This window comes from Paenibacillus sp. HGF5 (assembly GCF_000204455.1).
Classification (GTDB): Bacteria; Bacillota; Bacilli; order Paenibacillales; family Paenibacillaceae; genus Paenibacillus_AQ; species Paenibacillus_AQ lautus_A.
This window is the reverse complement of the sequence record NZ_AEXS01000009.1, coordinates 42,969-55,032: the sequence shown is the minus strand read 5'-3', so window position 1 is coordinate 55,032 and position 12,064 is coordinate 42,969. Positions and strand designations below refer to the sequence as shown.

Here is a 12,064-nt window from a genome sequence, read left to right as displayed (position 1 = left end):
AAAAAGTTCAAGAAAGCAGCTACTTCGCGAGAAATAGCTGCTTACGCTGCATCTTATTCTTAAAATGCCCAGTTTCCTTTCAGGAATACGGGTTCTTCCTTGCCATCTGCCGTCACGCCGTAAATATCCATGTCGCCGGATCCGATCATGAAGTCGACATGGGTTACGCTCGTATTGAGGCCGCTCTGAATCAGCTGTTCCTGATTCATGTCCTTGCCGCCCTCGAGACAGAAAGCATAAGCGCTGCCGAGCGCCAGATGGTTGGAGGCATTCTCGTCAAACAACGTGTTGTAATACAGGATGTTCGACTCCGAGATCGGAGATTGATGTGGCACAAGCGCCACTTCACCAAGGTAACGGGCACCTTCATCCATGTTCAAAAGACGCTCCAAAGTCTCATACCCTTGCTCCGCCGTGAAGCTGACCACCTTGCCTTCTGCAAAAGTAAGGGAGAAGTTGTTTATGATGTTACCGGCATAACTTAATGGCTTCGTACTATGTACGGTCCCGTTGACGCCTGTTTTGAGAGGGGCGGTAAAGACTTCCTCTGTCGGCATGTTAGCCACGAAGGAGTGTCCTCTTTCGTTGATGCTGTCGCCTTGTGCCCAAATGTGCCCTTCCGGCAGCTCGATGGTAAGATCGGTTCCCGGCGCAACATAGTGGAGCTTCTTGTATTTCTTGGCGTTCAGCACGGAGGATTTGGCTTCAAGCACTTCGAGATGTTGGTTCCAGGCCTCTACCGGGTTCTCCTGGTCCACACGTACGGTGTGGAAAATCGCTTCCCACAATTTGCCGACCTGCTCGGATTCCGGAACATCCGGGAATACCTTCGCGGCCCACGCAGCCGAAGGAACTGCGACCAGGCACCAGCTGAACTTGTCGGACTGCTGATAGGCACGGTATTGCTTCAATGCTTCGCCGCGCGCCTTGTAGAAGTTTCCGATGCGCTCGGAATCGATGCCGCTGAGCAGATCGGGGTTCTCGGCCAGCACGTGCAGAACGGCTGCCCCGTTCTCGACCAGCTCCGTCATTTCTCCGGCATACCATTTTGGCGCTTCGGTAAACACGTCATCCGCAGCTTTTTCGAATTGAAGCCTTGTTATCGTTTCGTCGGTCCACAGGATCTTAACGAGGCGGGCCCCCGCTTCGTATGCCTTCTTCGCGATCAAGCGGGTAAACTCGGCGGAATCGACAGGAGCATGGACCACCAGCGTTTGCCCTTCCTGTATGTTGACTCCAACCTTTACGGCCAACTCGGCATATTTGTCCAGGTATGTATTGAAATCGGACATTTGGAACCCTCCAATGCAATTATTAATGTAACACCCCATATTATACTAGATCGAGCTGTATAAGAAAAACCATAATCAGCGATCAAGAAAAGTGATATACTGAGTCTTGTGAGTGCTTTACAACGTAACGAAGGAGCGTGAAAACGTGTCACAAGTCCGAATCGAGCGTGCGGATATGAAGCGGGATGATGCCGATCAATTCGTGGGATATACCGTATTTTCTATAGATGGACATGCCTCATCCTACGAGATCACCTTCCTGAGCAAGAACGGCCGGGATTGGGATTACAGTTTGAACTTTGCCGGCGAGCCGGGAATCGAGGAGCAGTTTCTCCAGATAGACGAGCGGATCGAAAACGATGACGAGCTGTTTGACGATTTGCTGGATGCAGCCATTGATGCCAGCGAGTTCGGGGAATCAGAGGCGGACTAAAGAAACGTATTTAAGAAACAAACCGTACACCTCTCTTGGATCGAGGCGTACGGTTTGTTTACATGCGGCAATGAGCGGGCCGGATAGCTTATCCGATTGTGATTCGTCCTTCGGGATGGCGGTACAGCTCCTTGTTATTCTTGCGGCTAAGCGCGTAGGCAAGCGTTAGCGGTCCCAGCCGGCCGAGGAACATGAGCATGGCAATGGTTACCTTGCCCACCCCGGAGAGCTCGGTGGTAAGACCCATGGATAACCCGGCCGTGCCGAAGGCGGATACGGCTTCGAACAGAATCCTTAAGAATTCGCCTGACTCCGTAACGGACAGGAACATCGAGGCGCCTACCAATAGCAGCAGCGATAGAATCGTCAGCGTAATGGAGCGGTAAACCAGGGCTTGGGAGATGCGGTTGCGATAGAGCACCACATCGCGTTTTCCCTGAATCATCGTGACGACGGCACCGATCAGCACGGCGAAGGTAGTCACCTTGATGCCGCCTCCGGTCGATCCGGGCGCTGCCCCGATGAACATCAGGAGAATCATGAAGAACTGGGACGATTGCTCAAGACTCGCAATGTCCAAGGTGCTGACGCCACCCGAACGAGGAGTGATCGATTGGAATATGGAAGCCATGATCTTTACCGGATACGAAAGAGGCCCCAAGGTTTTGGGATTGCTGTGCTCCAGGATAAAGATCATGACGGCCCCGATCACGATTAACAGGGACGTCACCGTCAAGACAACCTTGGAATGAAGCGAAAGCTTTTTGCATTTCGGATACTCGATGAGATCAAAAATAACGATGAAGCCGATGCCTCCAAGGAAAATCAGGAACATCAGGATAATATTCACGATAGGATCCGCTACATAGGTGGCAAACCCTGAGAAGGGTCCGTGAATTTGGCCAAAGAGATCAAAGCCTGCATTGTTAAAGATGGAGATGCTCTGGAATATGCCGAAGTATGCCGCATCGGAAAGCGGCATGATGGCAGAGAACCTGAGCGTCAAAAGCAAGGCGCCCGCGCCTTCTATGATCAGCGTGTAGACCAGCACTCTTCGGATGAGATCCACGATGCCTTGTATTTGGTATTGTCCCATCGCTTCCTGAAGGATCATGCGCTCCCGGAGCGAGATTCTGCGGTTGAACATCAATGCAATCCAGGTGGCCGAGGTCATAAACCCCAAGCCGCCAAGCTGAACCAGCATAAGCATGACAATTTGTCCAAATATCGACCAGTGGGTGCCCGTATCCACGACGGTTAATCCCGTCACGCTAATGGCAGACACGGCCGTAAAGAGAGCATCTACCAGCGGAGTCGAAGTCCCGTCGGCGGTAGCGATAGGGAGCTTAAGCAGAAAAGTTCCGATCAGTGTAATCGATGCGAAACCGATCGCCAAGAATTTAGGAGGCGTCATTTGATTGCGTAGGTCTTTCTTTTTCATGCCGATTATCCTTTACCGAAAGTTTAATTTTGAAATCAATCTCTAATATAACACGAAAGGTGAATCATTTAACCATCATGAATTCGAACCGAGCACCGATTCCCGTTTTTATCCCGTTATTTATAGGGATTATAGCCATATCCTTTTCATCGATTTTCGTAAAATGGTCCGGCAGTCCCGTTTCCATTCAGGCCATGTACCGATTGGTGATCACGTTTCTGATCATGCTGCCGTTCGCGGGAAAATACGTGCCCGTTATCCGATCGCTGAAGCGCTCCGAAGTGCTTCTGCTGATTCTGTCCGGTGCGATGCTGGCCCTGCATTTTTTGTTATGGATGGGTTCCCTGAAGTGGACGAGCGTAGCCAGTTCTACGATCATCCTGGCCCTTCAGCCGGTATTCGTCATGATCGGCGCCTACATCTGGTTTAAGGAGAAAACGTCGCTGGCGGCCATAGGAGGTATGGCCATCGCCTTTCTCGGCGTGTTCCTTCTCATTGGCAGCAGCGGCTTCAGCGGGAGCAAGGGACATCTGACCGGCGATATCATGTCTTTGCTGGGGACGGCCGCGGTGGCCGTCCATATGCTGCTCGGACAACTGCTGCTCAGACGACTCCCGTCATTCCTGTACAGCTGGCTGGTTTTTGCGGTAGCTGCTGCCGTATTGGCGGTATATAACGTGGGCATGCAGATTCCGCTGGCCGGTTATTCCGCTCGCGAGTGGGGGATATTCACATTGTTGGCCGTAGTCCCCACGGTATTCGGTCATCTGTTATTCAATTGGCTGATGAAGTATGCGACTGCCTCCACCGTGTCAATGAGCGTTCTCGGAGAGCCGGTTGGAGCGAGTCTGCTGGCTTTTCTCCTGCTGAATGAGTCGATGAATTCGCTGCAAGCTGCAGGCGGAGCGCTGGTACTGTTAGGGCTGGTATTGTTCTTGAAAGTCGGCAGAAGCAAAAAGCAGCCGGTGGACATCCAGCCTGAAGCGCTGGGCTGATCCCGCATTATTTTGCCTGATGGACTAGTTCCCGCAAAATTAGCGTACACTGAGCATTGAAAAGCCAAATTATTACAATTGTGGAATGAAGGCTTAGAGCGGGGGGCGCGTGAGTGAAAGCAGTCACTTATCAAGGCAGACATCGGATCAAAGTGAAGGAAATGAAAGACGCCGTTCTTCGGCACAGCGACGATATCTTGATTCGAGTCACCACCACGGCGATCTGTGGATCTGATTTGCATATATATAACGGCGAGCTGAGGCAGCTTAACGATAATTACATTATCGGACATGAGCCCATGGGGGTCGTTGTGGATGCAGGGCCGGAAGTAAGCAGGGTCAAAGTGGGCGATCGCGTAATCATTCCTTTTATCGTGTCCTGCGGCAAGTGTGTCTTCTGCCAGAATCAAATGGAGAGCCAATGCGATTATGCGAATGAAGCAAAGGATACCGGCGGTTTTTTTGGATACAGTGACGCGTACGGCGGCTTTCAAGGCGCGCAGGCGGAGCTGCTCCGGGTACCTTATGGTAATGTCATGCCTTTTATCATTCCGGAGGATGCCGAGATGGAGGATGAAAAGCTGCTCATGCTGTCCGATGCGCTGCCAACCGCGATCTGGAGCGTGGAGAACGGAGGAGTTAAGCCCGGCGATGTCGTCATTGTTCTCGGGTGCGGCCCGATAGGCTTGTTAACGCAGAAGTTTGCATGGCTGAAAGGAGCGAAGCGGGTCATCGCCATCGACCATGTGGACTACAGGCTGGCGCATGCCAGCCGCACCAATTATGTGGAAACCTACAACTTCGAGAAGATACCCGAGATCGAGAACTATATCCTTGAGATAACCAAGGGCGGCGCCGACGTGGTCATCGATTGCGTGGGCCTGGATGCCAAACGGACCGGCATCGAGATGCTGGGCAGCATGCTGAAGCTTCAGGGGGGCTCCTTGGGGGCTTTTCGCATGGCTGCGAGAATGGTGCGCAAATACGGGACCATCCAGCTTACGGGCGTATATGGGCTTATCTACAATGCATTTCCGCTAGGCGAACTGTTTGAACGCAATATTACGTTAAAAATGGGTCTTGCCCCGGTCATTCATTACATGCCCCGCCTGTATCAAATGTTGAAAGAGGGGACGGTGGATCCTTCGGATATCATTACCCACCGGTTTCCGATGGAGAAGGCTGCCCTTGGCTATGATATTTTCAATGAGAGGAAGGATGGCTGTATCAAAGTCATCCTGAAGCCTTAGGCCACGGCGATCCAATTAAAACGAGGAGCGTTTCGGAAGATGAGCAGCACGTCCGGAACGCTTTTTTATTTGTATGGAAAAAAACGATCCCTGGCGTTGACAAGCCAGCAAGAAGTATTCATAGTAATGAAAAATAGAATTGTAGAGGGAGAGAGGAATCGAACACAGATGAGCACCAAGTCAGAACGGCTTCCCGCCGATATCGAGGGAAACCAGGCCAATTCCTATCTTCAAGGATTCAAGGATTGCATACCAACACTGCTGGGATACCTGAGCATCGGTTTTGCGGCAGGCGTCGTCGAGCGTACCGCAGGTTTCAGCCTGCTCGAGATTGCGCTCCTTTCGCTGCTGCTCTATGCGGGCTCCGGACAATTCATAGCCGCGGGGATGGTAGCCGCCGCAAGCCCGGTCTTATCCATTATTGTCACGATATTTTTCGTAAATGCCAGGCACCTGCTGTTAAGCGCGGCGATTGCACCGTATTTTAAAGGGTTGTCCTCGGGAAAAAGCTTCTTCATCGGTTCCCTGCTAACCGACGAAACGTTTGGTGTGGCGGCAGCCAAGGCGGCCGAGCAGAAGAGGCTGGGTTACCGGTGGATGGTGGGACTGAATATCACAGCGTATCTGTTCTGGTGTGCAGCGAACGTTGCGGGAGGTCTTGTCGGAGCGTGGATACCGGAGCCGGAGAAGTTTGGCCTTGACTTTGCATTGCCTGGCATGTTTATCGGATTGCTGGCCCTGCAATGGATCAGCCGAAAGAAGTATAAACTGGACTTCATGGTGATTATGGTTGCCGCCGTTTCGGTAATTGCGATCAGTACGATCATGCCGGGAAGCGCAGCGGTCATCGCTGCGATTATGGTTGCGGCTACAGCAGGGATGGTGATCGAACGATGGAAATAAGATGGCATATCGCCATACTGATTATCGGATGCGCTGTCGTCACCCTGATTCCAAGGGTTCTGCCGCTAATGATTCTGAGCAAGCTCCGCATTCCGGAATTGATGATTCGATGGCTGGATCATGTGCCGATCGCGGTTATGGCGGCTCTATTAGCGCAGGAGCTGCTCGTTAGTGACGGACGCGTGGATCCGGGGGGCCATACACTGGAACTGATAGCGGCTGTCCCTGCTTTCCTAACCGCATTTCTTACGAAAAGCCTGTTTGCCACCGTCATTGTCGGGATCCTAACCTTGGTGGGGCTCCGCTTGTTGATCTGACCAAACGAAGCGTTATGCATGAGATGTTTATCGTAGCCCTGACCGGAACGCTTACAAACAGCCGTATTCCTTGGAATGACAAGGAATACGGCTGTTTTATGTTCATTTGCTAGGAGCACTTTGGGAAACTAGTGTGCCAAGCCAGTGACGGTAGGTTTCTTCCATGCCTTCTTCCAGGCTGAACAACGGACTCCACCGCAGCCGCTCCCGAGTCCTTTCATTATTCAGGCAGCTGTGCCGAATATCGCCGATCTTCGCGGGCAGATAATCGACATCGATGCGGTCTGGGTGCAGCCGGCTGATGAGATCGACGAGTGTATTGACGGAATGGTCGGTGCCGGTACTAACATGAAGCACACTTTGATCACCATGAAGGATGGAGGCAAGGTTCGCGTCAACCACATCTTTGACATAAATGAAATCCCGGGTCTGCAGACCATCGCCGTATATTGGGAGCGGCTTGCCTTGATACAGGCGTTCGCCGAAGACCGCCACGACACCGCCTTCTCCCTTTGCGGTCTGACCCGGACCGTAGACGTTTCCATAACGAAGAATGGTGTATTGCAGGCCGAAGAAGCGGTGATAAAGACGGATATATTGTTCGCCTGCTACTTTCGATAGCGCATAGAAGGAGACCGGGTTAACCGGATCGTCTTCCGTTAGCTGAGATCTCTCGAGGTCTCCATACACACCGGAAGTCGAAGCAAACACGATCTTTCGAACGCCAGCCTTACGGCAAGCGTCCAGTATGTTTATCGTGCCCATGACATTGGCATCCGCATCAAGCCGAGGTTCCTGGATCGATCGCTGCACATCGGCCTGTGCGGCCAAATGAAAGACGACATCGGGCTTCAGCACCGAGATGTATGCCGTTGTCTGCTGACTGTTTACGTCAGCTACATGTAAAATCGCCTCACTATGAAGGCGACCTGGATCTCCGGTTGTCAGGTTATCAATTACATGGACTTCATAGCCTTGATTAACGAGTCCGTTCACCAGGTGGGAGCCGATGAAGCCCGCTCCGCCGGTTACAACCATCTTCATGCGTAAACCCTCCAGCCTTTGATTGGGATGCATTATCCTACGTGGTACGGATGGATCATGCATTGGACACTTGACGGGGGAGCGAAGGAATGGGCGGATTAGATCGGTGTTTACATTCCTGTTATAATGGAAGCTGCAAATTAACATTACTTTTACAAAAGAGGGAATGGGAAATGGAACGCTACCTTGAACAAAGGTTGAAATTATGTGTACTCGTTTTTTGACGCTCTTAGTCAAGCTGATCCTTCTAAGAGTGTTTCTGTTTAATGGGATTGCATGGGGGAAGGTGCTTACCGATGCACTGTCGCTCCTCGCCCTGATTAGCTTTTTGGAGCTGCTGCTGCCGGTCAGAGGGAAAAAGACGGTCTATGTGATCCTAAATGTCGTCTTATCTTTCATCATGTTTGCATCGGCTGTTTATAACGTTCATTTTGGGTCCATACCGACGTATACCGCGCTTGCGGGTATCGGTCAAGTAAATCAGGTACGGGCCAGCATTACGGCTTTGCTAGAGCCGGAGCATTTTCTATTCTTCCTGGACCTGCTGCTCCTGCTGGTCATATGGGCGGTCCGGAAAATACGTTCTCGCTCCCAAAGGGGCTTGCATTTCGGTGGAGCTCGTTCCGGATATTCCGTAACCTACTCACGCAGGCCTGGTCTGATGTGGCGTACTTCCATGACCGTTGTTCTTATCGTAGCGGTTGTTCTGTCCGGACTGATCATTCGCAAAGAATGGGGAATCGAGAATGAAATCGTGCGGGCGGAGCAAATGGGGTTCATAAACTACCAGGTGTCTGCTGTCGTGCGTAACTCGCAGGAGAAACGTGCGCTGGCCGAGGGAAGTCTGCAGGACACCATCCTGCGGTCCCAGCAGCTGCTGGCGACGTATCCTTACGTCAAGGAAGCACAGGATAAGCCGGACTATTTCGGCGCTGCAAAAGGCAAAAATCTGATCATCGTCCAGATGGAGTCCTTGCAGAACTTCCCGGTGGGCCAATCCCTGAACGGCCAGGAACTGACACCGGTGATGAACGAGCTTGCGGAAGGCGGCCTGTATTTCCCCCACGTCTTCCAACAGATCGGCCAAGGCAATACATCGGATGCCGAGTTTGCGGTGAATACCTCGATCTATCCGACAGGAACGGTTGCCATGTCCACCGGATTCGGAAATAAGGAGCTGCCGGGCCTTCCGCGACTCTTGAACAAGCATGGCTATGCAACCGGCACATTCCACGTGAATGACGTGAAGTTCTGGGATCGCAGCAAGATGTACCCTGCGCTTGATTTTCAGCATTATTACGACAAGCCGTATTTTACGAATGATAACTTCAATGAATTCGGTCCTTCCGATGAAGAGCTGTTCCGAGTCGGCGTAGACAAGCTGCTGGAGAGCCAACAGCAGAATAAACCTACCTATGCCCACTACATCACGGTCTCCAATCATTCTCCATACCATGTGAAGGATGAATTCGCGAAAATCACCTTGCCGGCCGAGCTGGAAGGGACCCATTTGGGAAACTATCTGAAGTCGGTGAACTATTCCGATTATGCGCTGGGAACGCTGGTAGACCGCCTGAAGCAGAACGGGCTGTGGGATGAAACCGTCCTGGTCGTATATGGAGATCACTTCGGCATCAATCCGGCAGAAGCGGACGCGGAGATGATCTCGTCAACGCTGGGTATTCCTTACCATGAGCGCGTCAGTCGATTTAACATTCCGCTCATCATTCATGTTCCCGGCATGAAGGAAGGGAAGGTCGTTGAGCAGGTGGGAGGACAGGTGGATATTCTGCCTACCGTCGCAAACCTTCTGGGAGTCTCGCTCGATGAGGAGGGGTTTAACGCGTTCGGGCATGACCTGCTTAACGTAGACCGTAACGTTATAGGAATGAGGTATTATTTGCCGACGGGATCTTTCTTTAATAACGACATTCTGTTCGTGCCGGGAGACGGGTTTGAGGACGGTACCGCAGTGTCCTTGAAGACGCTTGAGCCCGTAACGGATTTCGAAAAATACCGCAGCGATTACGACTATATATTGCAGCTGATGAAAATGTCCGATGAGTATGTGAAAATGCTGCCCAAGCGGGCACCGTAAAGCCAACAATTCGTTGAAATAGGAAAGGGATTGTTTCATTAAGCCGGATGTCGGCTTTGATGAAGCAGTCCCTATTTTTTTTGCGGAGGCTTCAATGGAGGATTGCCTCACTTTCGTGGCCTGTGCTATTATTATCCATATTGTTAACCTTTATATCGTTAAAAATGGTTGACAATCAGAATGGAGAGGGAGATTTTGAATATGACAACACAAACCCATTACGATTGGTTGAAGCTGGCGGATCGGGTCGTGAAAGGACATGAAGTGACCCCGGCCGAAGCCTTGGCGGTTCTGAACAGCGAGGACGGGGAGCTTCTGAACATTATGCAGGCCGCCTACCACATCCGTCGCGAGTATTATGGAAACAAGGTCAAGCTGAACATGATCGTGAACGCGAAATCCGGTCTGTGTCCTGAGGATTGCGGATATTGCTCCCAGTCCATCGTGTCGGAAGCGCCCATCGAAAAATACGCATGGCTGACCAAGGACAAAATTCTGGAAGGCGCGCGAGAGTCGATTCGCCGTAAAGCGGGCACCTATTGCATCGTTGCATCCGGACGCCGCCCTTCCAATCGGGAAATTGATCATGTAGCCGAAGCGGTGAAGGAGATTACCCGGACGACCGATCTGAAGGTGTGCTGTTGCCTGGGCTTCTTGAATGAGGAACATGCGCGCAAGCTTGCCGATGCCGGGGTCCATCGATACAACCATAATCTGAATACTTCCAAAGATAATTACGGGCATATTACGACTACGCATACATACGATGACCGGCTGGACACGGTGAAGCAGGCAAGCTCTTCCGGAATGTCCCCTTGCTCTGGAGCCATTTTCGGAATGGGGGAGAGTTTGGAAGAACGTGTGGAGATTGCGTTTGCCCTGAAATCGCTTGGAGCGGATTCGATTCCATGCAATTTTTTGAATGCGATCGAGGGAACCCCTCTGGAAGGTCGCAAGGAATTGAAACCGATCATGTGTTTGAAGATTCTTGCCATGATGCGGTTTGTTAACCCGACGAAAGAGATACGGATTGCAGGGGGGCGGGAAGTGAACCTGCGATCCCTTCAACCCCTTGGACTGTACGCGGCGAACTCCATATTCATCGGCGATTATTTAACGACAGAAGGCCAGGCTCATACGGCCGACTGGGGATTGATTGAAGACCTAGGGTTTGAAATTGAAGAAAACGCGCTGTCATGATGTATTGACAATTAGGTACGGAGCACATACTATATACCCGTAGGGGTAGGATTGGCGATTTGTTAAGCCCGTGATCTTACCGCCATGCCTCATGCTGAAACACATGATATTGATGGGGGAATGCTTCGTGCTGATTGCATCTGCCGCACTGATAATCTTTATATCCGGTCTCTACTACCGGAGGTATGTACCTATAACAGGTTTGCGCTTCATGAAGTGCAGTGATCTTCGTCTGGCACAGAAGGAATGCCCGAATCTGAAAGTGCTTGATGTACGCGATGTGTCCGAATTTATGGAATGTCCGAGGAAAGAGACCATAAACATCTCGCTTGGAAGGTTGCCGTATGTGTGGGAGAAGGAGCTCAAGCCCGATGATTCCGTAGTCATCGTAACGCCCAAGCGCTCGGATGGAATCCTGGCTGCGCGCAAGCTGAAGAAGGCCGGCTTTACTTCGCTTTTTTATTTGCAGGAAGACTGCGCTGCCTGCAATTCCGTGCAGCGTGCATCGATGAATTGATCCCAATCTGATCAGCAGGTTCATGCTGGTCGGATTTTTTTTTGCTAAAGTTGAACGCTTTAACGGTTTGACATTGATAATCGTTATCATTTAGAATGATATATAGTTCGTTTAATCAGGCGGATTTTCGCTAAGGGAGTGTTTATGGATATGTTGATCGAGACTAAAACGATTATTGTTAAAGCAGGCACCTCCAACCTGGTCGTGGAACGTTTCAGCAAGCCCGGACCCATTGAACAAATTGAAGGATTTATCGATCTGAACGTTCTTGTGAAGAATGCGAAACGTACCGACGAAACGGAAGAAGTTATCGTGATGATCCGCTGGGAGTCGAAAGAAGCGTGGAAACGCTGGGAAACCAGTCCTGCGCACATCCAAGGACATCGCGACAACCGCGGAAAGCCGCAGCCTGAGCATGTTATTAGTTCGAGCCACGGCATGTACGAGGTCATGGCATCCAAAGGGCCGAGGCCGGTTCAACAGGCATAATCATTTTCTATATTCCAGAAGAAGCGGCTGCTGCAGCCGCTTCTTCTTTTTTAGTTTCCTTGTTGATTCTGAGGGGCTGACAGGG

At 51.3% G+C, this 12,064-nt stretch carries 12 protein-coding genes; 9 read left to right on the top strand and 3 right to left on the bottom strand.

Going from position 1 to position 12,064, the window contains the following annotated elements; all coding sequences use genetic code 11:
* Window positions 1–59: 59 nt before the first annotated feature.
* A complete protein-coding gene (locus HMPREF9412_RS01170; RefSeq protein WP_009589406.1) occupies window positions 60–1,292 on the bottom strand; it encodes an aminopeptidase in 1,233 nt (410 codons plus the stop codon).
* Between the two features lie 145 nt (window positions 1,293–1,437).
* Here HMPREF9412_RS01170 and HMPREF9412_RS01165 point away from each other — a divergent pair, with 145 nt between their 5' ends.
* Entirely contained in the window at window positions 1,438–1,725 is a 288-nt protein-coding gene (locus HMPREF9412_RS01165; protein ID WP_009589418.1) for a hypothetical protein, read from the top strand.
* A gap of 88 nt (window positions 1,726–1,813) precedes the next feature.
* Here HMPREF9412_RS01165 and HMPREF9412_RS01160 read toward each other — a convergent pair whose 3' ends face one another.
* Entirely contained in the window at window positions 1,814–3,166 is a 1,353-nt protein-coding gene (locus HMPREF9412_RS01160) for a TrkH family potassium uptake protein (protein ID WP_009589411.1), read from the bottom strand.
* 77 nt (window positions 3,167–3,243) lie between these two features.
* Here HMPREF9412_RS01160 and HMPREF9412_RS01155 point away from each other — a divergent pair, with 77 nt between their 5' ends.
* The 4 genes from HMPREF9412_RS01155 to HMPREF9412_RS01140 all read left to right on the top strand — a co-directional run bounded on the left by HMPREF9412_RS01155 (window position 3,244) and on the right by HMPREF9412_RS01140 (window position 6,631).
* Window positions 3,244–4,161, top strand: a complete 918-nt coding sequence (locus tag HMPREF9412_RS01155) for a DMT family transporter (RefSeq protein ID WP_036670955.1) — start codon at window positions 3,244–3,246, stop codon at window positions 4,159–4,161.
* Between the two features lie 113 nt (window positions 4,162–4,274).
* A complete protein-coding gene (locus HMPREF9412_RS01150; protein ID WP_009589435.1) occupies window positions 4,275–5,411 on the top strand; it encodes an alcohol dehydrogenase catalytic domain-containing protein in 1,137 nt (378 codons plus the stop codon).
* Window positions 5,412–5,579: 168 nt separating this feature from the next.
* Window positions 5,580–6,314, top strand: coding sequence for an AzlC family ABC transporter permease (locus HMPREF9412_RS01145; protein ID WP_036670975.1), 735 nt, complete (start codon window positions 5,580–5,582; stop codon window positions 6,312–6,314).
* On the top strand, window positions 6,305–6,631 hold the full coding sequence (locus HMPREF9412_RS01140; RefSeq protein WP_009589408.1) for an AzlD domain-containing protein: 327 nt from the start codon (window positions 6,305–6,307) through the stop codon (window positions 6,629–6,631). The genes HMPREF9412_RS01145 and HMPREF9412_RS01140 overlap by 10 nt, the downstream gene beginning before the upstream one ends.
* Before the next feature lie 102 nt (window positions 6,632–6,733).
* Here the strand turns inward: HMPREF9412_RS01140 and HMPREF9412_RS01135 are convergent, their stop codons facing one another.
* On the bottom strand, window positions 6,734–7,675 hold the full coding sequence (locus HMPREF9412_RS01135) for an NAD-dependent epimerase/dehydratase family protein (RefSeq protein ID WP_036670953.1): 942 nt from the start codon (window positions 7,673–7,675) through the stop codon (window positions 6,734–6,736).
* Between the two features lie 205 nt (window positions 7,676–7,880).
* On the opposite strand from HMPREF9412_RS01135, the gene HMPREF9412_RS01130 reads away from it, so the two are divergent.
* The 4 genes from HMPREF9412_RS01130 (at window position 7,881) to HMPREF9412_RS01115 (ending at window position 11,979) form a co-directional block, all read left to right on the top strand.
* Window positions 7,881–9,773: an LTA synthase family protein gene (locus HMPREF9412_RS01130; RefSeq protein WP_036670951.1), complete on the top strand. Its 1,893-nt coding sequence runs from the start codon at window positions 7,881–7,883 to the stop codon at window positions 9,771–9,773.
* A 201-nt stretch (window positions 9,774–9,974) separates the two neighbouring features.
* Complete coding sequence (bioB, locus tag HMPREF9412_RS01125) at window positions 9,975–10,973, top strand: biotin synthase BioB (protein WP_009589397.1); 999 nt, start codon at window positions 9,975–9,977, stop codon at window positions 10,971–10,973.
* Between the two features lie 127 nt (window positions 10,974–11,100).
* Window positions 11,101–11,490: a rhodanese-like domain-containing protein gene (locus HMPREF9412_RS01120; RefSeq protein ID WP_036670949.1), complete on the top strand. Its 390-nt coding sequence runs from the start codon at window positions 11,101–11,103 to the stop codon at window positions 11,488–11,490.
* 150 nt (window positions 11,491–11,640) lie between these two features.
* Window positions 11,641–11,979 carry an antibiotic biosynthesis monooxygenase gene (locus HMPREF9412_RS01115; RefSeq protein ID WP_036670973.1) on the top strand — a complete coding sequence of 113 codons (339 nt, stop codon included), beginning with the start codon at window positions 11,641–11,643 and terminating at the stop codon, window positions 11,977–11,979.
* The last annotated feature ends 85 nt before the right edge of the window (window positions 11,980–12,064 follow it).

Excerpts from the sequence above, each read along its gene's own strand:
- HMPREF9412_RS01115 (WP_036670973.1), top strand. The coding sequence starts at position 11,641 with ATGTTGATCGAGACTAAAACGATTATTGTTAAAGCAGGCACCTCCAAC.
- HMPREF9412_RS01140 (WP_009589408.1), top strand. The coding sequence starts at position 6,305 with ATGGAAATAAGATGGCATATCGCCATACTGATTATCGGATGCGCTGTC.
- HMPREF9412_RS01160 (WP_009589411.1), bottom strand. The coding sequence starts at position 3,166 with ATGAAAAAGAAAGACCTACGCAATCAAATGACGCCTCCTAAATTCTTG.
- HMPREF9412_RS01145 (WP_036670975.1), top strand. The coding sequence starts at position 5,580 with ATGAGCACCAAGTCAGAACGGCTTCCCGCCGATATCGAGGGAAACCAG.
- bioB (WP_009589397.1), top strand. The coding sequence starts at position 9,975 with ATGACAACACAAACCCATTACGATTGGTTGAAGCTGGCGGATCGGGTC.
- HMPREF9412_RS01135 (WP_036670953.1), bottom strand. The coding sequence starts at position 7,675 with ATGAAGATGGTTGTAACCGGCGGAGCGGGCTTCATCGGCTCCCACCTG.
- HMPREF9412_RS01130 (WP_036670951.1), top strand. The coding sequence starts at position 7,881 with ATGTGTACTCGTTTTTTGACGCTCTTAGTCAAGCTGATCCTTCTAAGA.
- HMPREF9412_RS01170 (WP_009589406.1), bottom strand. The coding sequence starts at position 1,292 with ATGTCCGATTTCAATACATACCTGGACAAATATGCCGAGTTGGCCGTA.
- HMPREF9412_RS01155 (WP_036670955.1), top strand. The coding sequence starts at position 3,244 with ATGAATTCGAACCGAGCACCGATTCCCGTTTTTATCCCGTTATTTATA.